This is a genomic window from Micromonospora sp. WMMD1082 (assembly GCF_029626175.1).
Classification (GTDB): Bacteria; Actinomycetota; Actinomycetes; order Mycobacteriales; family Micromonosporaceae; genus Micromonospora.
This window is the reverse complement of the sequence record NZ_JARUBM010000002.1, coordinates 3,163,742-3,185,399: the sequence shown is the minus strand read 5'-3', so window position 1 is coordinate 3,185,399 and position 21,658 is coordinate 3,163,742. Positions and strand designations below refer to the sequence as shown.

29 protein-coding genes are annotated in these 21,658 nt (G+C 70.2%); 24 read left to right on the top strand and 5 right to left on the bottom strand.

Annotation, left to right across the window (positions count from 1 at the left end; genetic code table 11):
• Positions 1-605: 605 nt before the first annotated feature.
• Positions 606-911, bottom strand: a complete 306-nt coding sequence (locus O7615_RS14680) for a hypothetical protein (RefSeq protein ID WP_278178117.1) — start codon at positions 909-911, stop codon at positions 606-608.
• 277 nt (positions 912-1,188) lie between these two features.
• Here O7615_RS14680 and O7615_RS14675 point away from each other — a divergent pair, with 277 nt between their 5' ends.
• Both O7615_RS14675 and O7615_RS14670 read left to right on the top strand, forming a co-directional pair.
• Positions 1,189-1,356, top strand: a complete 168-nt coding sequence (locus O7615_RS14675; RefSeq protein ID WP_278178116.1) for a hypothetical protein — start codon at positions 1,189-1,191, stop codon at positions 1,354-1,356.
• 173 nt (positions 1,357-1,529) lie between these two features.
• Positions 1,530-2,144 (top strand): hypothetical protein, encoded by a 615-nt coding sequence (locus O7615_RS14670; RefSeq protein WP_278178115.1) that lies wholly within the window; start codon positions 1,530-1,532, stop codon positions 2,142-2,144.
• Positions 2,145-2,601: 457 nt separating this feature from the next.
• Here the strand turns inward: O7615_RS14670 and O7615_RS14665 are convergent, their stop codons facing one another.
• Positions 2,602-3,126 carry an NUDIX domain-containing protein gene (locus tag O7615_RS14665; RefSeq protein ID WP_278178114.1) on the bottom strand — a complete coding sequence of 175 codons (525 nt, stop codon included), beginning with the start codon at positions 3,124-3,126 and terminating at the stop codon, positions 2,602-2,604.
• The gene (locus O7615_RS14660; RefSeq protein WP_278178113.1) at positions 3,126-4,457 is read right to left on the bottom strand and encodes a hypothetical protein; all 1,332 of its coding nucleotides are present in this window, start codon (positions 4,455-4,457) and stop codon (positions 3,126-3,128) included. The genes O7615_RS14665 and O7615_RS14660 overlap by 1 nt, the downstream gene beginning before the upstream one ends.
• A 207-nt stretch (positions 4,458-4,664) precedes the next feature.
• Between O7615_RS14660 and O7615_RS14655 the strand changes: the two genes are divergently transcribed.
• Positions 4,665-5,270, top strand: a complete 606-nt coding sequence (locus O7615_RS14655) for a hypothetical protein (protein ID WP_278178112.1) — start codon at positions 4,665-4,667, stop codon at positions 5,268-5,270.
• A 10-nt stretch (positions 5,271-5,280) separates the two neighbouring features.
• Here the strand turns inward: O7615_RS14655 and O7615_RS14650 are convergent, their stop codons facing one another.
• Positions 5,281-5,733, bottom strand: coding sequence for a hypothetical protein (locus tag O7615_RS14650; protein WP_278178111.1), 453 nt, complete (start codon positions 5,731-5,733; stop codon positions 5,281-5,283).
• On the opposite strand from O7615_RS14650, the gene O7615_RS14645 reads away from it, so the two are divergent.
• From O7615_RS14645 to O7615_RS14585, 13 genes are all read left to right on the top strand, one after another.
• A complete protein-coding gene (locus O7615_RS14645) occupies positions 5,718-6,341 on the top strand; it encodes a metal-dependent phosphohydrolase (RefSeq protein ID WP_278178110.1) in 624 nt (207 codons plus the stop codon). The two genes, O7615_RS14650 and O7615_RS14645, sit on opposite strands and share 16 nt — an antisense overlap.
• Positions 6,335-7,240, top strand: coding sequence for a phosphotransferase (locus O7615_RS14640; RefSeq protein ID WP_278178108.1), 906 nt, complete (start codon positions 6,335-6,337; stop codon positions 7,238-7,240). Before O7615_RS14645 ends, O7615_RS14640 begins: the two co-directional genes overlap by 7 nt.
• Positions 7,241-7,486: 246 nt before the next feature.
• Positions 7,487-8,749 (top strand): MFS transporter, encoded by a 1,263-nt coding sequence (locus O7615_RS14635; RefSeq protein ID WP_278178107.1) that lies wholly within the window; start codon positions 7,487-7,489, stop codon positions 8,747-8,749.
• A 493-nt stretch (positions 8,750-9,242) separates the two neighbouring features.
• Positions 9,243-9,602 carry an Lsr2 family protein gene (locus O7615_RS14630; RefSeq protein WP_278178106.1) on the top strand — a complete coding sequence of 120 codons (360 nt, stop codon included), beginning with the start codon at positions 9,243-9,245 and terminating at the stop codon, positions 9,600-9,602.
• A 415-nt stretch (positions 9,603-10,017) separates the two neighbouring features.
• Positions 10,018-10,932 carry an NYN domain-containing protein gene (locus O7615_RS14625; protein WP_278178105.1) on the top strand — a complete coding sequence of 305 codons (915 nt, stop codon included), beginning with the start codon at positions 10,018-10,020 and terminating at the stop codon, positions 10,930-10,932.
• Between the two features lie 841 nt (positions 10,933-11,773).
• Positions 11,774-12,049, top strand: coding sequence for a hypothetical protein (locus tag O7615_RS14620; protein WP_278178104.1), 276 nt, complete (start codon positions 11,774-11,776; stop codon positions 12,047-12,049).
• 137 nt (positions 12,050-12,186) lie between these two features.
• On the top strand, positions 12,187-12,921 hold the full coding sequence (locus O7615_RS14615) for a hypothetical protein (RefSeq protein WP_278178103.1): 735 nt from the start codon (positions 12,187-12,189) through the stop codon (positions 12,919-12,921).
• A 325-nt stretch (positions 12,922-13,246) separates the two neighbouring features.
• A complete protein-coding gene (locus O7615_RS14610; RefSeq protein ID WP_278178102.1) occupies positions 13,247-14,035 on the top strand; it encodes a hypothetical protein in 789 nt (262 codons plus the stop codon).
• A 197-nt stretch (positions 14,036-14,232) separates the two neighbouring features.
• Entirely contained in the window at positions 14,233-14,421 is a 189-nt protein-coding gene (locus O7615_RS14605; protein WP_278178101.1) for a hypothetical protein, read from the top strand.
• 13 nt (positions 14,422-14,434) lie between these two features.
• On the top strand, positions 14,435-14,818 hold the full coding sequence (locus O7615_RS14600; RefSeq protein WP_278178100.1) for a hypothetical protein: 384 nt from the start codon (positions 14,435-14,437) through the stop codon (positions 14,816-14,818).
• Complete coding sequence (locus tag O7615_RS14595) at positions 14,815-15,192, top strand: hypothetical protein (RefSeq protein ID WP_278178099.1); 378 nt, start codon at positions 14,815-14,817, stop codon at positions 15,190-15,192. The genes O7615_RS14600 and O7615_RS14595 overlap by 4 nt, the downstream gene beginning before the upstream one ends.
• A 10-nt stretch (positions 15,193-15,202) precedes the next feature.
• Positions 15,203-15,907: a hypothetical protein gene (locus O7615_RS14590; protein WP_278178098.1), complete on the top strand. Its 705-nt coding sequence runs from the start codon at positions 15,203-15,205 to the stop codon at positions 15,905-15,907.
• Positions 15,904-16,449 carry a hypothetical protein gene (locus tag O7615_RS14585; RefSeq protein WP_278178097.1) on the top strand — a complete coding sequence of 182 codons (546 nt, stop codon included), beginning with the start codon at positions 15,904-15,906 and terminating at the stop codon, positions 16,447-16,449. The genes O7615_RS14590 and O7615_RS14585 overlap by 4 nt, the downstream gene beginning before the upstream one ends.
• On the opposite strand, the gene O7615_RS14580 is transcribed toward O7615_RS14585, so the two are convergent.
• Complete coding sequence (locus O7615_RS14580) at positions 16,446-17,234, bottom strand: hypothetical protein (protein ID WP_278178095.1); 789 nt, start codon at positions 17,232-17,234, stop codon at positions 16,446-16,448. The genes O7615_RS14585 and O7615_RS14580 overlap by 4 nt on opposite strands.
• A 216-nt stretch (positions 17,235-17,450) precedes the next feature.
• On the opposite strand from O7615_RS14580, the gene O7615_RS14575 reads away from it, so the two are divergent.
• From O7615_RS14575 to O7615_RS14540, 8 genes are all read left to right on the top strand, one after another.
• Positions 17,451-17,978 carry a hypothetical protein gene (locus O7615_RS14575; RefSeq protein WP_278178093.1) on the top strand — a complete coding sequence of 176 codons (528 nt, stop codon included), beginning with the start codon at positions 17,451-17,453 and terminating at the stop codon, positions 17,976-17,978.
• On the top strand, positions 17,975-18,418 hold the full coding sequence (locus O7615_RS14570) for a hypothetical protein (RefSeq protein ID WP_278178092.1): 444 nt from the start codon (positions 17,975-17,977) through the stop codon (positions 18,416-18,418). Before O7615_RS14575 ends, O7615_RS14570 begins: the two co-directional genes overlap by 4 nt.
• A 197-nt stretch (positions 18,419-18,615) precedes the next feature.
• Positions 18,616-18,753 (top strand): hypothetical protein, encoded by a 138-nt coding sequence (locus O7615_RS14565; protein WP_278178091.1) that lies wholly within the window; start codon positions 18,616-18,618, stop codon positions 18,751-18,753.
• Positions 18,754-18,909: 156 nt separating this feature from the next.
• The gene (locus tag O7615_RS14560) at positions 18,910-19,284 is read left to right on the top strand and encodes a hypothetical protein (protein WP_278178090.1); all 375 of its coding nucleotides are present in this window, start codon (positions 18,910-18,912) and stop codon (positions 19,282-19,284) included.
• Between the two features lie 63 nt (positions 19,285-19,347).
• Positions 19,348-20,055 (top strand): hypothetical protein, encoded by a 708-nt coding sequence (locus O7615_RS14555; protein WP_278178088.1) that lies wholly within the window; start codon positions 19,348-19,350, stop codon positions 20,053-20,055.
• Positions 20,056-20,059: 4 nt separating this feature from the next.
• Positions 20,060-20,278 carry a hypothetical protein gene (locus tag O7615_RS14550; protein WP_278178087.1) on the top strand — a complete coding sequence of 73 codons (219 nt, stop codon included), beginning with the start codon at positions 20,060-20,062 and terminating at the stop codon, positions 20,276-20,278.
• A gap of 245 nt (positions 20,279-20,523) precedes the next feature.
• On the top strand, positions 20,524-20,847 hold the full coding sequence (locus O7615_RS14545) for a hypothetical protein (protein ID WP_278178086.1): 324 nt from the start codon (positions 20,524-20,526) through the stop codon (positions 20,845-20,847).
• A 93-nt stretch (positions 20,848-20,940) separates the two neighbouring features.
• A complete protein-coding gene (locus tag O7615_RS14540; RefSeq protein WP_278178085.1) occupies positions 20,941-21,186 on the top strand; it encodes a hypothetical protein in 246 nt (81 codons plus the stop codon).
• Positions 21,187-21,658: the final 472 nt, after the last annotated feature.

Below are 21,658 nucleotides of genomic sequence, written 5' to 3'. Positions count from 1 at the left end.
CGATCCCCGCCGATATCCACCACGACGCCGTCCGACCGCCCCGGTGGCGTCGCACACCGAGTCCGCTACTCAGTGACTGTCGTGAAGGTTTCCCGTGGTTCCTGGCCATTGTTGGCCGATCGGGTCGGGCGACTACCTAACCCGCCGACAGGCAGACGGGCATGCAAATTGCACGCCACCGACCCGTCGGCAACGAATCGTCTCCGTCCCCCAGCCACCACTCCGACAACACTCAACTACTTTCCGTGATGGGCGTCGCAGTCTCCGCGCTGTCGCCGGTCCTGTCGGCGATACTGTGCACACGGGACGGGGCCCCGAGCTTGCCGCGCCTGTTCCAGTACAGCGGCGGGCACGGGCACCGTTGTCGCGGGCGGCCGGACGTCGTCGCACACCGAACTGGTCCGCAGACTGCTCACCAACGCCTTCGCCCGCTCCTACGTCGGACGTCGGCGCCCTCACCCCCGCGCCGGGCTACCCGCCGCAATCTGGGCCCTCGCCGGGGTTCTGCAGGCGGACCCGTCACGGAGCGGTCTGAATCGTCAGCCCTCCACACCGGCCACACCGAACCAGGTGCCAGCACGTCGAGCCCAAGATCAATCGCGCCGTCAAGGGGCTACGGCGGACTCCGTCTCATCGAGGACGGTGTTCAACTCGGCGGCGATCCGGCCCGCGTTGGCCCGCACGAACGCAGATGTCGTCAGCCCCGCAGCCTGGGCGCCATCGACCAGGTCGCCGCGGGCCAGCAAGACTCGACGAACCCCTGATCCGGGCCGCAGGACCAGGTTGGGGTCGACGATGCGGATGCCGTCGTCAGCATCGACCAACATGGTCGCGCCGTGGTCGACCGGCCCGTTGCGGGCAACGAGGAACTCCACATGCTCGACGGTGACGCGATGCCCCTTAACAGCCACGAGGACTCCTCGATCAACGCACCGACAACAAACGTCAACCCGGCGTGATGGTCAATACCAGCACCCCTGGGGCCGAACCACGCCGTCACACCCAACCACAACGCGACCTGGTGAGGCCACGCCAACCCGTCCGGCCCCGCAGACCGGACAGCTGCTGCGCGGCGGTGGCGTTGGCGTCCCAGAACGCCCCGACGTCCCCGTCGGCGGGTTCACCGACCCGCCGCAGCCACCCGGTGTCCGGTGGGGGCTGCCCCGGGCGTGGGCCAGCTGGGAGACCATGGAACGCGACTCGGCCCAGCTCACCACCCCCGGCTGCTGGATCACGGACTGGGAGGGTTGGGGCCTGGCCCCGGCCGGCTTCGACGCGGCCAGCCTGTACCTACACAGCCTGGCCGTCTGCCAGGTCGCCGCCCTGGTCCTAGCCGCCGCCCGATGGCAGGCGTAGTCGCGCACGTTCGTGACTGCGCATCCACCTCGGCCGAGGTGTCCATCCGGGAAACGGATCTGTAGCCTTAGCGGCTACGGGCGCCTCCGCGGCGGTCCCCTTTCACGGCACACCCCTTCGGCCCGCGACAAGCCAGGCAGAGCAGTCTCAGCGGTAGCTCAGCGAGGAGCAGCATGTCCGCATTCTCGACGGTTCCCTCCCGCCCGACGCCGGGCGCGTTGTGGCTGGGCGGCGCCCTCGGCGCCGCCGCCGGGCTGGCCGCGCTCCTCACCGGCGACTGGCGGTGGATACTCGCCGTCGGGGTGGCCGCGATCGGATTCTGGCTGGAGCTGCGCAGCGTACGGTTCTGGCGCGTGCACCACGACCGCGCCGCGCTCAACGACGAGTTGGGGACGCTCGTGCGCGACATGGCCACCTCCGTCACCTACCGCAGCGAGGACGGCAGCGCCGTCGTGCTCACCCCTCGGCGGCTGGGCACCTGGCACCTGCACCGGATCACCGACGACGAACTCGACCGCGTCCGCACCGCCCCCGAGCCGGTCGCTCTCCGGCGGCACACGCTGGTGGTGTCCACCGGCCGCCGAACGCAGATCACCCTGTCCCCGCACCACACCCACGCGCAGATCCGGGACGGCGGCACCGTCGCCTCGCCCGCGCCGCGCCTGGCGCTGTTTTCACCCGACACGCGAGGCGCTCGCAGCACGGACCTGCCCAGCGTCGATGACCTCCGCGACACCGTCAGGCAACTGCGCACCGCTACGCCGGTCCAGGGCGCCACGGCCCCGTAGACCGATCAGGTCACGGTCGTGCGAGATTCGGGCGGTACGCGAGTGACCGGTTGCCCGCAGCATTCGCCAGCCGGTCGCCCACCAGGTGGGGCGCGGGATCGGCGACCTGTGGCACCTCCAGCTTCACCACTGGGCGTAGAGGGTCACCGCTCCGGCGGGCGTGGGCCCGGCCTCCCAGGTCAGGCCGACCACGTTCGTCTTGTGTTGGATTACCTGGTGGGCCCAGCCAGGGGCATAAGCCGTAGAGGCAGACAGCTTTCGCGGTGAAGGATGTTGGTGCGCGTCCCACACCGACCCGGTCTTCGCCGCCCGAAACTCTTTCGGCTGATCAGATCGCTGACCGAATGATACCAGCTGGGATGCTTTGACAGGCCTTGTGTTCGCGAGGCACGGGGCGAATGCAGCTGCGGGTGATGCCGGCGGCATCGGGTCAATAGCGGTAGTGCACCATCTTCTGCTAACCGATCATGATGAGGCAGAGAGCGGCGATGGTGGTGCCGGCGACGATGTCGCGTTTGGCGATGAGACGGCGTACGTCGGCCAGGGGTACCCAGTCGACTTTCTGGCTTTCGTGTTGGTCCTCGGGTTTGCCGAGGTGTGTGGCGTCTGTGGCGGTGTAGATGTGGTGTTCGCTGGTCATCAGCCCGGGTGAAGGTTGGGTGTAGAGCAGTGGGGTGATGGGGCCTTGGGCGCGCCAGCCGGTTTCTTCTTCGGCTTCGCGGGCGGCGGCGGTGGCGGGTTCTTCTCCGGGTTGGATGCTGCCTTGGGGGATTTCCCAGCCCCAGGTGTTGGTGATGAAGCGGTGTCGCCAGATGAGCAGAACTCGGCCGTCGGTGACGATGGCGAGGCCGGCGCCCGGTGCGGCGGTGCGGATGAGGCGGTGGTCGAGGTGGCGGCCGTCGGGTAGTTCGACGTCGGCGCTGGCGAGGTGGACCCAGGGGTCTTGGTAGAGGGTCCGTTCGGAGTGGATCTTCCAGCGCATCAGGGTCCTGTCGGGTCGGTGTGGTGGTGTGCTCGTTGCAGGAACGCGGCAACCGCGGGTTGGGTTGCGTAGGGTTTCAGCGCGGTGGCGACCTGGCGGATGCGGTCGGTGAGCCGTCCGGATTCCATGCCGGTGAGCCGGTCGAGCATCTGGTGTCCGGTGTGGCTGGCGCGGTCGAGGTCGCCTTGGGCGGTGAGGATGAGCGCGAGGCCGGCGTGGCGGTGGACCTGGCCGCGTAGGTGCGTGGCGCCGGCGGTGCGGACGGATTCGGTGGCGTAGGTGTGGGCGGCGGTGAGGTCTCCGAGGCGGCGCAGGGCTTCGGCGATCTGGGTTTCGACGAGGCCGGGTTGGACGTAGGACACTTCGGCGGGTCCGGTGCCGGGGTCCAGGCGCGTGGCGAGGGCTTCGGCCTGCCGCAGGTGTTGGTGGCTGCCGGCTGTGTCGCCGATGCGGGCGTATGCCTTGCCGGCGAGGGAGTGCAGGTCGGCGGCCAGCGCCGGGGAGATGACGGGACCGGCGGCGCGCAGGGCGGCTTGGGCGTACTGCACGACGAGCCGGTACTCGTCCAGGTGCAGGGCCTGGGTGGCCATGATCGCGACGACGTAGGCGCCGAGCGGGCGGTCACCGGAGGCTTTGGCCAGGCGCAGCGCGGTGAGCAGGTGACGTTGGCTCAGGGGCTGGTGGTTGGCGTCGTAGGCGCAGACGCCGGCGAGAGCGGCCAGCCCGGCGACGGCTTGGAACAGGTCGCGGCCCTGCCGGTTGTCGTAGGCGTCGCGCAGCAGTGGGGTGGCGTGGCTGGTGAGGGTGGCCATGATCCGTGTTCTGACGGGGACGCCGCCGACCCGCCGGTACATCTCCTGATAGCGGACGCGGGCGTGACGCAGGCGGGCCACGTCGGTGGGGTCGACGCGGCGGCGGCCGGGCTGGGTGAGGTTGTCGTCGTCGGGTGGGTGTTCCCATTCCCACAGCGGCGCGACGGCCTGCGCGCCGGTCAGCACCGCGCGGGGATGTTGGCCTTTCTGGTCGCCGCGCCAGACCGCGGCGGCCCGCTCGACCAGGTGGGCCACGGCCAGGGCGTTCTCGTCGGTCGGCGTGCGGGTCATGCCGATGTCAGCCGGTGTGACGGTGATATTCAGGCGTTCGCCGATGATCCGGCAGATCAGCAGCGGCACCGGGTTCCGGGGGATCGCGTGGTCGCGGATCCACCGGGCCACCGACGCGTGGTCGTAGCGCAACGTGCGGTCGAGGCGGGTCAGCTGGCGGGCCAGACCGGCGTGGGACAGGCCCGCGCGGTCGAGGAGAGCATCGAGCAGGATGTTCACCTCCGCCATCCGTTCAGCGTAGAACCCGTCACCGCCGCGGCGAAGGGGTGTGACGCGCTCACACCTTGTGTGAATGCGCCGCACCGGCTGCCCGCAACACACCCTGCCGGGGCATCGGCGGTAATCCATACCGTCGGAGACAAGCCGGCGCGGCGGTCGACGCGGTGGAACGCTCGGGCGCCGCGCCGGTACACCCCTACATCCAAGGGAGAGGCCATGACGACAACGGTGCGGATGCCGGCCGCCGAAGCGGTGGGCCGGCGAGCAGCGCAGATCCTCGACATGATGCGGGAACACCCCGGGTGGGAGCGGCTCAACGGCTCCTCGATGAGGTACTCGACGTGTTGGGCCACGTTCACCGGCTACCCGACGGTGGCGCAGTGGTCGCTCGAGCGCGACGCGGCACCGCTGCTGGTCGAAGCGGTGCGGGTGCTGGCGCTCAAGGCCGCCGTGTTCGAGCTGACCGGCGGCGACGAGGAAGCCGCGGAGCTGCTGGTGCCGGCCCCGGTGGACGAGATGGTCCACGCCGTGCTGGCCCAGTTCACCCTGATGAGCCAGATGCAGGCCGACCTCGGCGTGATCTTCCCGCACGCCACCGAGTTGGAGGACTTCGGCTACACCAGCGGCTGCATCACCGACGACTACTACACCGCCGCCGGGTGGGGCGTGCCGCCGGCCCGGTACTGGCTCGACGCTGCCGAGGTCGACCGGCGCCTGGCCATCCTCAACGCGCACTACGGCAGCGTCGGCATCGGCCGCGGCGGACGCAGCCACGACCTCACCTTCAGCCCCGACGGCAGCCCGCAGTTGGCCGCCGTCTGACCCCGCGGTCTCACCGGTTGGCCAGCTCGACGGAGAGCACCCGGCGCAACGCCGCCACCACCGCGCCGGGTGCGAACCGTTCACCGGCCAACCTCTCCGCCCGCGCCACCGCCGCGAACAGGCCCTCCTCCGGCGCGACCCGCAGCGTGGCCACCAGCCATCCCTCCAGGTCGTCCAGCTCCGCGGGCAGTTCCAGCGCCGCCGCGCTGGGCGCGGGCCGCTGCCCGGCCACCTCCGGCAGCCGCTCACCCGCCGAGGCGTAACGGCCCGGCGGCAGCCCGACCCGGAACGGATGCACACACACCGGCCGCCCGTCCGGTCCGACCCGCCACCCCGCCGCCGGCCGGTAGGCGTACTGCGGGCCCGGCCGGTCGACCACGTCGAACCGGCCCGGCCCCAACGCCTGTGCCGGGCACACCGCGCAGGTCTCGTCCTCCCACCGCGGCAGTGGACCAGGTTCCATACCCGCCATGCTACGAGCAGCAGGAGGCCCGCACCGTGACCGTCCTCGCCACGCCCCGCCACCCCCACATCACACAGGCACTCACAGATGCCCGCACCTGGTGCCACGGGCACCTCATCGACGACCGGCCCGCCCTCGTACACGCGGTCCGCGTCGCCGTCACCCTCGCCCGACACCTACCCGACCCGCCACCCACCCTGATCGCCGCCGCCCTCCTCCACGACGCCCCCGACGTCGCCCCCGACGACATCGACCTGCCCGACCTCCTGACCCGCCGCTACCACCCCGAGCTCACCCGCATCGTGTACGCCCTACACGCCGAACACACCGCCCTCGACACCCCCCACCCGCCGATCGACACCAGCGACCGCCCGGTCCTGCTCATCTCCACCGCCGACAAGATCGTCGCGTTCACCTCCCTCGTACGCCGCGCCCACACCAGCGGCGACCCCGAAGCGTTCTTCGCCGCCCGGCCTGCCCTGCGGCGCCTGCTGCCCCACTTCCACACCGCGTGCCAGGCCGCCACCGCACACGTACCCGCCACCATGGCCACCCACCTCCACCACGCCCTCACCGCGCTGACCCACGCCGCCGACCCCCGATGCTGACCGCCGCCGCCACCCGAGGACTCGCCCACCTCACCGACACCCTGCACCTGCCCGACGTCACCCGCGAGCCGATCCGGACTTGGTCCCGCAGCGGCGTGGAACGGCTCCGCCTGCCCGACAGCACCACCCTGGTCTACAAGTACGCCGCCGCACCGTTCACCGACGAAGCCACCACCCTGCGCCACCTCGCCGCCCACCGAATCCCCGTCCCCACCGTCCACGCCGCCACCATCACCACCGGCGTGCTCGGCATGATCCTCGACGACCTCGGCCCCACCACCCGCCACCCCACCGCCCAGGACGCGGCGACGGCCGCCGCCCAGCTACACACCGCGCCGCCGCTGCCGTCCCTGCGCACCCTCGACGAGCACGGGCTTCGCGCACTCCCCCACCGGGCCATCGCCCACCTGCGCCAACTCGCCGCCCGCAGGCAACCCACCGCCGACCTGCTTGCCCTGCTCACCGCTCTACGCGCCGCCGCCGCACCCCGCGCCGCCGACGCCCACCTAGCACCCTTCACCATCTGCCACTCCGAACTGCACCCCACCTCCCTACACATCAGCGGCGACCGCTGGCACCTGCTCGACGTCGCCGGCGCCTTCAACGGCCCCGGCATCCTCGACCTCGCCACCTGGCACGGCACCCGCCACCCACCCCAACCCGCCCGCCTACGCCACCTCCTCCACACCTACGTCGACGCCGGCGGCCACCCCGACGCCCTCACCCCCCGCGCGGGACTGCCCGCCGAAACCTGGGCCCTCGCCTGGCACCGCATCTGGGCCGCCGAAACCCTCCTGCACCAAGCCACCCTCACCACCACCCCCGCCACCCCGCACACCCTCACCGCGATCCGCCGCCAAGCCACCGGCGCCCTGCGCCTGTTCACCCCGCCACCCTGAACCCGAGCAGTTCCTACCGCCCCCACGCATACGTCACTGTCAACCCCTCCCGCCCTGCCAGCCGCGCGCGAGGTTCGGCCCCGACGATCGCGCGCGTAGCGCGGCAGTCGAAGCCCGCCGGGATCCCGCGGGGCCTGCTCCAGCGTCATCGGCCGCGCTGACCCGGCATCCTGTCAACCGGTGACCGCGTCGCCGTCGCGGTGTGGCCGCTTGTGCCCACCGCCCGCGTTCGGCGACTCTCATCGGGTGCCAGGGCCCGGGTCGACAGGCGCCGCGCTGTCTCCCGAGGCAACCTCGGATGTCGCCTGGCGGCGTGATTTCCGGTGGCGGTGGGCCGCGTTCGCCGCCAGCGAGTTGGGCGCCGCTGTCGGCTACTCCGCGTTGCCGATCATCGCGGTGCTGCTGCTGGACGCATCCGACCTGCGGGTGTCGATGCTGACCGTCCTGTCCGGCGTGGTCGCCGCCGCGGTCGCCCTGCCCCTCGGGCCGTGGATCGAGTACCGTCCGAAACGACCGGTGATGATCGGCACGGACCTGCTGCGGTTCGTCGCCGTGGCGTCGGTGCCGGCCGCCGCGCTGCTGGGCTGGCTCACCTACTGGCAACTGTGCCTGGTGGCCGTGGCACAGACCGCCGGCACGCTGGCGTTCAACGCCGCGGGCGTGGCCAACCTGAAAGCGCTGGTACCCCGCGAGCACCGCGCCGAGGCGAACAGCCGCTTCGAGGCCACCCTGTGGACCGCGAACACCGTCGGCCCGCCCACCGGCGGACTGCTCATCTCCTGGCTCGGCGCCCCCGCCGCGATGACACTGCACGCCGCCGGCTACCTCGCCTCCGCCGCCGCCATCCGCCGACTGGACACTGCTGAAGCTGCGCCGCCGCCACCGGCCAGCGGCCACCGATGGCGCGCGGACATCCTCGCCGGCTGGCGATACATCCTGCGCCACCGCGGCCTGACCGCCCTGTTCTTCAACGCGATGGTCTTCGGCGGCTGCATCACCGCCGCCTCCCCGCTGCTGACCGTCTTCATGCTCCGCGATCTCGGCTTCGCCCCGTGGCAGTACGGGTTGGTTCTCGGCGTCTCCGCGCTCGCCGGCGTCGCCGGGGCCCTCCTGGCACGACCCCTCACCGGCCGCCTCGGCCCACACACCGTGCTGCTGGCTGCCGGCGTCGGCCGCTGCGTGTGGCTCGGACTCATCCCGCTCGCCCCCGCCACCGCCGCCGGCTTGACCCTGATCGCCGTGGCCGAGTTCGGGCTGCTGCTGTTCGTCGGTCTGTTCAACCCCACGTTCGCGACCTATCGGATGAACGCCACCGCCGACGAGTACCTGTCCCGCGTCGTCATGGCCTGGTCGATCACCTCCCGGACCGTCCAGCCGATCTTCATCGCCGCGGCCGGTGTACTCGCCGCCGCCACCACCGCCAGAACCGCTCTCCTCGTCCTCGCGGCGATCCTGCTCACCGCCATCGCCCTACTCCCCTGGCGCGACCAGGAACGGCAGCGAAGCTAACCCTCCCGCGTCCGAACCCCAGCCCGGCAGGACCGAGGCGAGTCATCCGGCCTTCGGCTGACTCCTGGCGGCGACCCGCGTCCTCCGAGGATCGCGCACGCCGGCAGCCCGCAACCCGGCGAGCGCTGCCGCCCGAACAGGTCGGCCCTGAATGAGCCGGCGGCACAGCGACGCGTCCCCGTGTGCCCGCCCAAACCTGGTCACGGAACACGCATGGCGTGTCACGGATTGACGCCGAAATTGCTGCCGTTATCCGTCGCGTCAGATTCCCCGGGCCCACATCGGCGCGGATCGGCCTATCCCGCCAACACAGCGTCGCCATTCGCCTACCAGGCAGCGGAATACGCACGACAGGGCGGCGGGCGGTCCGCGGCGGGATCGGGTCGGTCAATGCCAAGATGTTCAGCGACTCCTGTTGACGCATCGAGTGCCGCACAAGCTAAGGTGTTTACACCCGTCGTGGGTAACACCGCATTGGAAGGAATGTGCCACCGTGGCTAAGCAGATCATTCATAAGCTGGTCGATGACCTAGACGGCGGAGACGCCGACGAGACCGTGAAGTTCGCGCTCGACGGTGTGCAGTACGAGATCGACCTCTCCGCCCCCAACGCCGAGAAACTGCGGGATGTTTTCACTCCCTACGTCACCCATGGCACAAAGGTAGGTCGCGGAGGCGTTGTCGTCGGTGGCCGTACCCCTCGTGGCGGTCAGGCCAGGAACACTGCCTCCGCCGACCGTGAACAGAATAAGGCCATCCGGGCGTGGGCCCGGAAAGCCGGCAAAGACATCTCCGACCGGGGCCGAATTCCGCAGGAGATCGTGGACGAGTACCACACGAAGGCAGGCCGCTGACCGCCGCCGACCCAGCTCACCCGCGTCCCGGGGCGAACTGAATCCGGGGCTCGACGGGCGCACTGTTCGATCAGGGCTTTCGTACACCTCGGTTCCGCTCCTCGTCGGCGTGCCGTCAGCAGGTGACGGTCCTGGTCCTGTGCTGACCTGCCGCCTCATGATGCGCCCCCGGAGAGCGGGGACGGTTGCGGCGCCGTGGTGTCCACCCCTCGGACCGCGCAGCTCGTGTTCGACGCGGCAGGCGGACCGCGGCGGTTGGGTTGGCGCCGCCTGCTGCTGGTGCGGTTCCGGTCGCCAAGGTGGCCGTGGCGCCGGTAGATGGTCGATCAAGTTTGATGGGACCCTGTGAGCCATGAGGTCTCTGTGCTCGCTCTATGTCGATGTCGGTTACCTGCTCGGCGCCGCCGCCGTCCGGGTGACCGGGACGTCGCTGCGCAACGGGGTGCACATCGACTACGCGCCGCTGATCGACGCACTCGTTGACAAGGCCGAGCGCGTGTCAGGGCTGGATGTGCTGCGGGTGCACTGGTACGACTCGGCCAGAGACGGCGTGCCCGACACCCAACAGCAGCGCATCGGCGGGCTACCCAAGGTCAAGTTGCGGCTCGGCCGGTTCGGCATGGACGGCCAGCAGAAGGGCGTCGACCTGCGTATCGGTTTGGACCTCGTGACGCACGCCCGCAACCGAGCCGCCGACGTCTTCGTCCTCGTCTCCGGCGACGACGATCTCACCGAGGCGGTCGAGGAGGCCCAGGGTCACGGCGTCCAGGTCATCCTGCTCGCCGTTCCCAGCACAGAGAACAAGCCCCACGGCATCAGCCCGCACCTGATCCGGGCGGCCGACGGCCTTGACCTCCTGCCCCCGGAAACCGTCGATCAGAGCGTGACGAAGGTCGAAATGCCGCCGGCGACACCACCAATGCCGCAGCCGGCGGCCGTCGCACCACCAGCCAGGCAACCGCAGGTCACGGCCACACCCAAAGACCTCGCCGGGCGAGGACAACCAGGCACGCCCCGTCCACCCTCACCCATGCCCGTCTACAGCACCACCACCGGCCGCCAGCCATACATCGCCACGGCGTATGAGGACCCCACCGAACTTGCCCACCAGATCGACGTAGTGGTCGCCAACGTCCTGACCGCGTTCCTCACGTCCGCCACCGCAGAAGCGTTGACGGAACTCGCGGCGGGGAGGCCATCGATCCCCCGCGACGTCGACAAGGCGTTGCTCACTGACCTATCCGAGCGCCGTGACGAACTCGACTTGAGTGAGCAGGCACGGCACATGCTTCGGGCCCATTTCTGGAAACGCTATGACGAGACCCGGTGACGCAGGTTGCCCGGTCGCGCTGCGCTGGACCGCACCACCGTCCGCGGCGAGAAAGTTGGGAGAAGCCACAGGCCAACTCCGATCGTGGAACGTCGCTACGCCGCACTGCACCTCCACCACCCGCGCCCAGCACGCACCTCACCCGACAACGTCTTGTCCCCTCTCAGGAGCCGACCGTGGCGGAGACAGTAACGGCCTACCGGCAGCGACTGGCCATCCGCGACAACCTGCCGGAACTACTCGCACAGGCCGCGGGATGGGCGCGGTACGCAACGACCGGATCAGCCGTGACCGGCCGACCTTAAGTTTCGAGTGTCCCTCCACGTCACCGTATGCGCCGCCGTAGACGCGTACCTCATCGTCGGTCAGGTCGACGATGTCGCCGCCGAGGTGCACCTTCCACGTCTCCGGCGTGGGATCCGCCGGCCGCACGTAACGATGCTGGGGGCCGAGACTGAAACCAACCGGGATGATGACGCTAGACACAAGTCCAGCCTTTCCGCGACAGGGCAATGTGGCGGTGACGGGTCACCACGAATTCGATCCTCGACAGGGTAGATCACCCGCACCGGTGACACGGCGGCTCTGCCGGGCGACGAGTTGTCGAAGACGAGCCACCAATCGTTGGGAACCCCCTTGTGCCGCACCGCGGAATCGCGACCGGTCGCGTCATGCGTCACCGTTCGAACACGTTGCTACGGGTTGGGTGATGAGAGTCACCGCCGCGCAGCGCGATCGGTACAGCAACGGCGACTGCCCGGTCCTCGCCCGCGCCATCCAGCACCGCACCGGTTGGCCGGCGGTTCTCTAGAGCCCCGACGACGGCTCCAGCGGTCATGTCATGACCCGCATCCCCGATGGCCGGTACCTCGACATCGACGGCCCCTGCGACAGGCAGAGCATGATCGCTGCCGGCTGGCGCCCCGACGACGAGATCGAGATCGGTGACGTCGACAACCTCGGGTGGGGTAACCTCCCGCCCGTCGACGCCGAAACCGAGACGTTGGCTGCGGCGCTCATCGCGGCCGTGCAGTCGCGAGCGGCGTGCGCCTGCCCGGCATACGCGCCGACGTCCCGATCGGATTCATGGCCGCGCTCGGGATCCTGCGTGTCCTGACCGAGGAACGTGGCCACCACACCGCCGCCCTATCCTGGGACCCAGACCGCTGGCACGCGGTGATCGACGGTGGCGGGTGGGAATCACCGCAGGACATCGCCGCCGAACTGGCCGCGGTCATCGACACGATCCCGCCGATGGCGCGCTACCGGGCATCCCACCCGACTGGCCGCCCGCCTGGGGGGCAACGGCCCGGTCTTGCGGACCCGGCGATCCCCCTTCGCCGCGATGTCCGCGACGCGTGGCAACCGCTGCGCAACCCCGCTGGCGCCCGATGGCTCGCCGGCACCCTGTCCGACATAACGCCGGGCGGGATCGGTCCCGAGGAGGCATTCGACCAGCCGGTGCTGCGCTCGCCGTTCATCCAGCGGTACGGCAGGCAAAGCCTGCGGACCTTCTTCAGCGCACCACTGGGGTACGTGCGTCGGGATCCGACACTGATTCTGGATGCCCTCACCACCGGCACACGAGTGTCCGGCTGCATCGGCGAACTGCTGGACCACAGCGCGCACACGGCCGGACTGGACCCGGTCGACCCAGGCCCCTGGGGCGTGCCCGGTGTGACGTGGCTCGCCACTATGGCGCTGCCCATCCTGCCGGTACGCGTCGACCGTCACGGCGCGCTGGCGCGTTGCTGGTACCGATACCCCGGCACCGAGCATCGGCCGGGCAGGCGGCGCATGGCGTGGCCGATGTGGCGCACGCCGCTGAACCTGCCGATGGTGCAGACCCTTCTCGACCACCCGAACATCAATCCCAACCCGGATCCGACCGTCCGGGTCCGCTGGGAGGTGGACCTCGCCGGTCTGACCTCTCTCGGCGTCCTCACCGTCTTCGGCGGCGAACGCCGGCAAAAGCCCGGCAGCAAGTAAATTTGGCCGCTGTTTCCCGGCCCGAACCCGGACCCCGCCCTACGGCTGGTCGCCGACGAGGCGGCTCGACGCGCCGGAGTCGACACACGCGAATGGACCGCGTGCGTGGCGCGACGCCAGGCCCCCACCGAGGACGGGCACCTCAATTCGGGCCGCCCGTTCTGGTGGTCAACGACCGTCGACCAGTGGCTATCGGTACGCCGGCGCCCTCCCGTGTCCGCCAGCCCGGCGTTACGCGAAGGCTCCTCTCGCTGAATTGTCATCAGCGTCAGGTCAACGAATAGAATGGGTAATCCGCCAAGAACTATTCGATGAGGAGCCTGGCGTGTTGGAGCAGCAGTACCGGTGGATCCCGGCGATGCGCGACACCTACACCAGGCGTCTCGCCGGCCACGAACGGCAGGTACAGGACCAATACCCGGGACTGTTGGAACGGATCAGCGAGGCGCTGCCCGCCATCGCCGCGTCCAGCCCGCCGTGGTGTCCGCTGCCAATCGCGGCCGTCGTTGCCCTCGGTGTTCCGCCTGTCCACGCATCGGCAGTGACAGCCGTCGCCGCCTGGCGTCTCGCTGGCCGCCACGTCGCCTACATTCATCCCAGTCGCCTACCCGGCCCCGTCGAGCGGGTGCCGGTCGCAGAGATCCAGGCGTTGCCGATGCGGTGCCTCTACATGGCGACCAGCGACGCTGACGGACAGCCCGCCAGCGGCTACTACACCTGGTTGGAGGACGACGCGGCCGAGGACCGCACCGAGGTACGGATGCAGGTGGACCACCGAACCGGCGGCGACCTGTGGGAAACGCTCACCGACCCCGTGCACGCGGTACGCGGCACCCTGCGTGACGCCGTGTCCGCTACCCAGACCACCGCCCTGATGCGGGCCAGTGACATCTTCGGCGTGCCCATGCCCCCCGTCGGCCGAGGCACCGACATCGACCCCCTCATCGACCGTAAGGCCCACCACCAAGCCCACCTACTGGCCGCCGTCGCCTACCTCAGCACACCCCAGGCCCAGATCATCGACGCCGCCACAGTCCTCAACGAACCCGACCAGCAGAAATGGTCGCACCCGACCGGCCGCACCGACAGCGTCACCCTCTGGCTGGCGTCCTGACCGACCACGACAACCGGCCTCCCGGCCCGCCCGCAGGCCATCAGCGTCGAACGGCGGCCAGTGTGGTGGGCGCTGGTGGCGGTTCGGGTGGGCGGCAGCGAGGCGCTCCTGGGGTTGGGCTGATCCTGGCGTCGATCACACGACCGTGGACACCTCCCCAAAACTTTACATCCGATACGGGAAGTGTAAGGTTTCTGGTGTCAGGGCGACCCGCACCGAAGGCGGCGCCCCTGCAGACCACGACCGACGGCCCCGGCGACGAAATCGACATCAACGACACCGTCATCCGCCTCTGCCGCCGCATCCTCGCCGCCCCGCGCTGCGCCTGCGGCAACATCGCCCAGCCGGTCGTCGCCGCCGGCCGCGTCTGCGCCGACTGCCCCTGAGACGGAGCACCCGATGGACAAGCTGACCGCGTTGCGCCGCTACTGGACCGCCTACTCCGCCGCCGCCACGGCGCACTGCACATCCCGGGTCGCCCGGGAATGGATGGAGCAGGGCGTCCCCGCCGACACGGCAGCCGCGTGGGCCAGCCTCAACTATCTGCCCGCCGAGGCGGCACCCCTCATCGCCGCCGGTATCACCCCGGCCACGGTGGAGGAGATGGAGCGGCACGCCGAGCAGACGGCCGGAGACCGCGACGCCCTGGTCGCCGAGCGAATCCGGCAGATGGTCGAGCGGGGCGAGATCGTCGATCCGGCCAACGTGATACGGGTGCAGGATCCCACCGACCCGACCCGCGAGATCATCGCCCTGCGCGGCGAGGATCCGCGACACCCATGAACACGCAGCAGCGAATCCGCTACCGCCTCGCCGACGTCATCGACGCCGCCGACCTTACCGAGGTCGGCGACTGTGTCGGCTGGACCATTCGCCGAACCGGTAACCCTGAGGGGGGATTCCGACGGATACTTACCAGTGAGGTGCATGGCGCCCTCGACCGCGTCGCCGCCGAGCTACGGGCGCACGCCGCCGCGCCCTCTTGGTGGGCGCGTCGCTGCCTGCCCGCTGACGGGCTGGAGCCGCGTCCCGGCCGGGCCGTTTACGCCACGCCACCCCGTGGTGCCACAACGGCGATGGCATGGCACTGGGAGGCCGCGCTGAACGCTCACCTCGGGGCAGACGACACGCCGCAGCCGCCCACCTGGACCACGTGAGGTGACCCGGATGCCCACCAGTCTCGACCTCGACAAAGCGCAGGCTCTCGTGGTCGCCGCGTTCATCGACGCCACCCGCGACACACACCACCTCGGTGAGCTCGCCGAGCAGCCGTGGCGGGACGCCTACCGCCGCCGCCAGCTGGGCTGGCTGGACGCCGCGGGGCTCATCGCCGCCCATGCCATCCGTCTGCACGCCGTCGACCTGGTCGACCGCGACGACAGCCCGCCCCTGTGGGCGTTCGAGGTGGCCGAGGCCGGCAACGCCATCGGCAGCGACCCGACGCATGATCCGGACCGACGCGCCGTGACCGCGATGGCGATCCGCCGGGCCATCAGCCGCGGACCAGCAGGCGACCCGGATGCCGAGCCGGGCCGGACGCTCGCAGGCTGGCTGTTCCCCAACGCAGACGCGGACGCCGCCGCTGCTCACCTAGCCGCGCACGTCCTCGCTCACGCCCTTCGGTACCGGAAGTGGTGGGGTCGTCCGGCCTGGTACGCCGCGTTCGGCCTGGATCTGCTCGACGTGCTGACCGAGGACCTGCCTGCCGTCGACCCGGCGGGCGGCAGACCACGCCGGGAGGAGGCGCGGCAGCGCGAGGCGCTGCGGGTCGCCGTGGCGGGGGTCCACGCCGCGCGGATCGCGACCAAGGCGCGGATCGCCGAGGCAGCGGGCATCTCCCGGCCCACCCTCGACAGTTGGCTGGCACGATGACCGAGTTCGTGGTCGCCGAGTACACCCGCCCCTCCGGCATGATGGAGTACCGCGTCGTCCCGGCTGGCGAACCGGCCGCCCGTCCGGAGGCGACCTACTTCCAGCGGGGGCAGGCAGACTTCCACGCCCGGATCCTGTCGGCGCTCCCGGCCCGGTTCACGGTGCGCCTGCGGTTCCGCACCGGCGGCAGCACGTGGGTAATCTCAGGCAACATCCCCGGCGACCAAACCGGCCACCGCCAGGAGTGGGAGGAGGGTCGGCTACCGAGCCCGTCCAGCGGGCACGCGACAGCGGAGGAACTGCTGCTAGCCGGTGTCCGGCGATACGTCATCTCAGCACACGGGCGGCTCGCCGAGCAGCGGCACAAGGCGAAGGTCGAGGCGCGGACAAACCCCCAGCCCGACGAGCACGGCACTCTCATGTACGTCTGGTACAACCCGGACGAGTGGGGGCCATGCGCCAGCTGCGGCGAAGAGTACGGTCCGCACGACATGGTGCAGGACACGCCGCACGGGACCGTGTGCGAGAGTTGCTGCCGCTAGGGCGTGGCTGACTGCCAGCCCACCAGCCACACTTCTTTGTCTCGCGCCGGGGACCGGTAGCGGCGGGGCCGCCCAGTGGTTCCGCTGAGCGCGGTGATGTCGGCCTCTGGCTGGCACAGGTAGCGGGCGATCGCCACGTACCGCTCCACCCGCTCGGCGAGATTCGCCGCGGCGGCGTCGAGGTCCCCACCGTGCACGTCGGCCCCCGGGCCGCGCAGGCTGGCCAGCGTCGTGGCCCGGTAGTCGGCGATGGCCTCGGTGATGCTCGGCCGATCGAGATACACCGGTACCGGCATCATCCCCTCGATGCCGGCGGCGGGTTGCACGTCGAGCAGCAGCCTCAGCTCCGGGCGGCCGGTGTTGACGTCGTGTTCGAGGTGCATCCACACCCCGGCGGCGCTGCCTGCATTCGGCTCGGCGACGTAGATGCACCACTGCGGCAGGTCGGCGAGGTCGCCAACGCCTTCGAGGGCATCGGGTACCTGGTGGAGGAGCCGGCCGAGCAGGGCGGGCTCGATCAGGTAGACGGACCGGGTGTACCGCCAAGCGTATAGGGCGGACATGGCGGCGATGGGGCCGTGCGGTCCGCGCTGGGTGGAGGCGAGCAGGGCCGCAGGAGCGCCCATGGGGAGCAGGCACCAGTCGGGCCATGTCTCCGGCGGGTTGCGGCGGACTTGGTCGAGCCACTGCCATGCGCCGGGCCAGGTGGTGGTGATCTGGCGTTCGAGGGCGGCGGCTCGCTGGTGTGCGGCGCGGCCGGCGGCGCGGAGTTGGTCGCGGTCCATCGCCGGGAAGCTTAGCGGGTTGGGCGTCGACGGGCGAGGTTGGCGCTCGCCGGTTGCCGGGGCGTGGGTCGAGTCGGGGATCGAACGGCACACGTGGTGGGAGCTGCGGCGGGAGCCCACCGGCTGAACAGCAAGGCAAAGCGCCACGCTTGAGAAGTGCTTTACCCACCCCCGACCACGCACTTAGAATGAGTTTAAGCTGATTGAGGGCTAGCGATGACTCACGACACCCACACCATAGAGACAGGGCTGCGGGCAGCCGGGGAAGCGTATGAGGCTGCCGGGACCGCAGCCCGCGCCGCCCAAGCGGAAATCGGCTACTGGCTCCGCGCCAACCAGGCGGCGGAGAACCCGCTCCCCCTCGACCGGGCCGACCCCCTGCACGGACTGTCCCGGCCCACCGCCAACCTCGCCCGCGACAACCCGGACCTGTGGGAAAAGATCGCAGACGCCGCCGCCGCGGTGATCGAAGACGGCGACTCCGACGACCATCGGCGCCTGGGACAGTACATGCCGCGTCTCTACGGCTGGTACTGCGCCATCACCTACCTGTCGTCGCTGCGTACCGCCGGCGAGCCATTTGACCCGTGGGACATCACCGGTGGATCCGAACCGTCGGCTGGCGAGAACGCCCTCTGGGCCCGATACAGGGCCGCTGTCGCCGCTCTCGCGGAGGGCCACCCCGACTGGGTGAACGGCTACCTGGCCGTCCGCGACGCGCCGGTGGACTCGGAGCCGGCGTGAAGGCCGCGTTCGGCGCGGAGGCGATCGGTCTCGGCTACGAGAACCAGTCAACCGACCTGATCAACGGCCTCCCACCGGACCTGCGGGCGCCCGTCGCGGACGCCGTCGGCGTGGAGTGGACGGGCCGCCGAGTCCGCGACCCGATCAACCGCCGCCCCTGGGCTGCCGAGATCATCGGCCTGCACGAAAGGTATGGCTTCGACCGCCGGTTCCTCACCGCGCGAGTCGACTACAGCGACGCCAGCAGCACCGGCAACCGTGGCGTCTGGTTCTGGTGGACCTTCGCGTCGGGCCACGTCTATGAGGTGTCGTACCGCACATCGTGGGGCTCCGGCCACCACCGGCGGTACCTGACGGTCAGCGACGACGGGGACGTCATCGACATGAGCGCCGAGGAGGTGCGGCAATGGCTAAGCGCCCACCCGGCGTCGACGTTCTGACGGCCGCCCGGCAGCACATCATGAGGAGCCCGGCTGGCAGTACCACTATCGGTACGCCGTCGTAGAGCCGACAAACGACGAGCCGGCCGCCGACGAACGCGACGCCGCCGAAGGGGCCGACTTACAGCAGGCCAGCACGGTGCTCGCCATCGCCAGAAGACACATCGCCGTCGTCGACGAGGAGGACCGTGAGCCGCGTGACGATCGACACGGCGTGGCTGCGGCACCGCTACCTCCAGGAGCGGATCCCGGTGGAGACGATCGCCGCCGAAGCGGGCGTCACCCCGTCCGCCGGGCGACTCGGCGAGCCGGGCTGCCCGGCGCGGTCGGGGTAAGCGGCGGATGCCGGAGCACGCCACCACGGAGTGGCTCTCCGATCGGCTCGGCGCGCAGATCACACCCACGGCCATCGCCCGCAAGTTGGACGTCGATCACTCCGCAGTGCAGTGGGAACTGTCCAAACTTGGACTGCTAGAGATAACAGCTCGGGCGTGGGCGACATCGCCCGCACCCCGCTGACCGGCCCCTGCCGGGCCACCGCCGCCGGAGTGCCGGTCGTCGCCGTGTCGGCTGCGCTCGCCGCCCGGGCCCTGCCGTCGCGTCGATCCCGGCGGGATGGCTACGGCGTGCCGGTCGGGGCGGTGGCGGTGGGCGGCGGTGGGCGCGGAGAGTGGCCCGGTTGGTGGTGGGTCGAACTCCCCGTGGAGTGGGGGATGCTCGCGCGCTGCTGGGGCGATGCGATGGCCTTGAGCACGTGCCCTTTGCGGTGGCCCTTGCGGATCCGGAACTGCCGGTGGCGTGGGGTGGGGTCACCGCAGTGGTTGCGGTTCCAGACGGGCGGGGCGGCGGCGTTGGTGATCGACTGACCGACATCGCGCGTAGGTGCGTCTTGTCTAATGCTATACACATCGTCATGTATAGTCCTGGACATGTCAGTGATTACCCTGACGATGCCCGGCGACGAACCCGGCACCATCCGCAGCATCGACCTCGACACCCTCACCCCCCGGGCCCGCGCAATCGCCGAAGCCCTCGCCCAGGCCAAGCTCCCCCGAATCAAGATCAGATCAGTTCGGCCCGCCCGCGAACTCCACGTGCCGGAGTACCTGCCGATGCTGTTCGACGACCCGGACGCACCGGAGACACGCATCCACGACTCGTGGTGGAAGTGGCACGACCTCGACCCCGAGCCCTCCATCCACACGGTTCTAGAGTGGGAGGCGCAGAAGCTCGACGGCTGGTACCCGGTCGCCGACGACGGCACCGACCTGCCGTCATCGCAGGCCGCCCGCGCCGACGACAGCCTCAACCGCGACCAAGCCCTCGCCCTCATCCAGGCGATCTGCCCCGGCGCCGGTATCAGCATCGACACATGGATGCGCAACGCCACGCGAGGGATCAAGGGCTATCCTGCCCCGGTTCGGCACAACGGGCACGTGAGCCTGTGGTCGGAGGCCGCGGTCCGGGCGTGGGCCACCCGCCTCGCCGGACTGGCCGACCTCGGCCGCCAGCGCGAGCGCGTCGAGCAGCATCTGCGGGAGCGGGTCGTCGAGATGGCCGAACTCCCCGACGAGTTGGTAGCGAAGCTGGCTGGCATCACCCGGGTCACGGCCCGCAAGTGGACCGGAAAGGAGTGATCCAGTGCGCACCGACGTATACATCGATGAAGACGGCGAGCCTCACGCCTGGGACGACATCGTGCCGCACGACCCGGAGACCGAGACGGCGACCGGCACCGACGAGCCGCCCTACACCTATTGGGACTCGGTGGTCGATCGAGCGGAGTCGCAGGGCATGACCGTAGACGAGTACCTTGACGGCGACCCGTGGGACTTCGACGACCTGGACGATGATCTATGACCGGCCCTACGCGCCGCCATCGACGGCACCACGATCGTCCTGATCGCGAGGCCGAGCTGCAGCGGCAAGAAGATCCGCTGGACCTGGCACGCGCCGACGCTGGACGTCTACGGCAAGACGTCTAAGGCCGCCCGCCGAAGACGCCGTCGACCACGCCCGCCGCACTCTTGCTGGCCCGCGTTGTGCGGCCACGATGATCGACTCCACCCGCCCCGTCTGCGCCAACTGCATCTGAGGAGAACCCCATGCCCTGGAATCACATGCAGGTCACCATCGAGCCTGCCGACTCGCTGATCCGGCCGATGATCGGTCCTGGCGGTCTGACCCGTGAGCAGGCGATCGGGCAGGTGCAGAGCATCCTCGACCGCCACCCTCACCTCGCGACGACTGCCGGCGCGTGGCGCCGGGGCGCGCACGACGACACCGTGTACTACGGGCCGCTGGTCTGGACGGTCTACGAGTATCCGGAGGGGGAGGATCCGCGTCGGGCCGCACTCGTATGGCTGGAGGAATACGCGGCGACGATGCGCGGAGCGGGCGTTGACCTCCAGGTCGCGCGGCTGCCGTGATGACGGACTGCGTGCAGGTGAACGTCGAAGCCGGCTCCGCGACGAACAAGCTCAGTCCTTTAGGGCCGGAAAGCTGACCGAGGGAAAGACATCGTGAGCCTGTTGAACGAAGTCATCGCCTACCGGGAGCGGTACCTCCGGGCCGGCGACACCGACGCCAGTCGCGTTCGGGCGTGGCTGGACATCAAGGTCGGCCCAGAAGACGCCGTTCTCCTGGAGGGCAAGGGCTACACCCCCGAGACAGTGGCAGCCCGGATCGCCGATGCGCCCGTCCGGTACGGCGACGAACGGGACGCCGAGGCGGCCATCGACAAGATGGTCTACGGGCCGGCTATCTGATGCGCCGCGAGTGGTCAGCGTCGGAATGAGCCATCCGCCATACGAGGAGCCGGTGGGCCAGATCCGCTCCGACTCGGACCCGCTGACCGCGATGTCGGCGGATCGCTGGCTGGCCTTGCCAGCGCCATCGACTCACGGTGGAGTCTGCCTCCTGCAGGACTCCGGTCCCGCCCTTCATTGAGGGGCCGATCTCAGCCTCACGGCTGACGACCGTTCCTGTCTGGGGACCTGCCCCGCCCTCCGATGAGATCCCCCGACCTGTAGGTCGGGGGATCTTTTGTCGTGCTCCGGCCCCGGCAAGTACGGCGAGGACCACAACTGCACCACGAGGTCGCGCGCGCGTACCTCCAGCGGGAAGACCCTGCATGGCGCTGAGCCACCTTGCGGCCCGCCCGCGAGCAGTACCTGCGTATAGGCACGGGCATCGAGTCGTGCGACGCCCTGCTCGCCGGATTGACCCCGAGTTGAGTGC

Coding starts and splice junctions, on each gene's coding strand:
- O7615_RS14555 (WP_278178088.1), top strand. CDS start 19,348: ATGTCAGTGATTACCCTGACGATGCCCGGCGACGAACCCGGCACCATC.
- O7615_RS14650 (WP_278178111.1), bottom strand. CDS start 5,733: ATGGAACCTGGTCCACTGCCGCGGTGGGAGGACGAGACCTGCGCGGTG.
- O7615_RS14655 (WP_278178112.1), top strand. CDS start 4,665: ATGACGACAACGGTGCGGATGCCGGCCGCCGAAGCGGTGGGCCGGCGA.
- O7615_RS14670 (WP_278178115.1), top strand. CDS start 1,530: ATGTCCGCATTCTCGACGGTTCCCTCCCGCCCGACGCCGGGCGCGTTG.
- O7615_RS14620 (WP_278178104.1), top strand. CDS start 11,774: ATGACCCGCATCCCCGATGGCCGGTACCTCGACATCGACGGCCCCTGC.
- O7615_RS14590 (WP_278178098.1), top strand. CDS start 15,203: ATGCCCACCAGTCTCGACCTCGACAAAGCGCAGGCTCTCGTGGTCGCC.
- O7615_RS14575 (WP_278178093.1), top strand. CDS start 17,451: ATGACTCACGACACCCACACCATAGAGACAGGGCTGCGGGCAGCCGGG.
- O7615_RS14545 (WP_278178086.1), top strand. CDS start 20,524: ATGCCCTGGAATCACATGCAGGTCACCATCGAGCCTGCCGACTCGCTG.
- O7615_RS14580 (WP_278178095.1), bottom strand. CDS start 17,234: ATGGACCGCGACCAACTCCGCGCCGCCGGCCGCGCCGCACACCAGCGA.
- O7615_RS14675 (WP_278178116.1), top strand. CDS start 1,189: ATGGAACGCGACTCGGCCCAGCTCACCACCCCCGGCTGCTGGATCACG.
- O7615_RS14660 (WP_278178113.1), bottom strand. CDS start 4,457: ATGGCGGAGGTGAACATCCTGCTCGATGCTCTCCTCGACCGCGCGGGC.
- O7615_RS14640 (WP_278178108.1), top strand. CDS start 6,335: ATGCTGACCGCCGCCGCCACCCGAGGACTCGCCCACCTCACCGACACC.
- O7615_RS14665 (WP_278178114.1), bottom strand. CDS start 3,126: ATGCGCTGGAAGATCCACTCCGAACGGACCCTCTACCAAGACCCCTGG.
- O7615_RS14595 (WP_278178099.1), top strand. CDS start 14,815: ATGAACACGCAGCAGCGAATCCGCTACCGCCTCGCCGACGTCATCGAC.
- O7615_RS14615 (WP_278178103.1), top strand. CDS start 12,187: ATGGCGCGCTACCGGGCATCCCACCCGACTGGCCGCCCGCCTGGGGGG.
- O7615_RS14600 (WP_278178100.1), top strand. CDS start 14,435: ATGGACAAGCTGACCGCGTTGCGCCGCTACTGGACCGCCTACTCCGCC.
- O7615_RS14585 (WP_278178097.1), top strand. CDS start 15,904: ATGACCGAGTTCGTGGTCGCCGAGTACACCCGCCCCTCCGGCATGATG.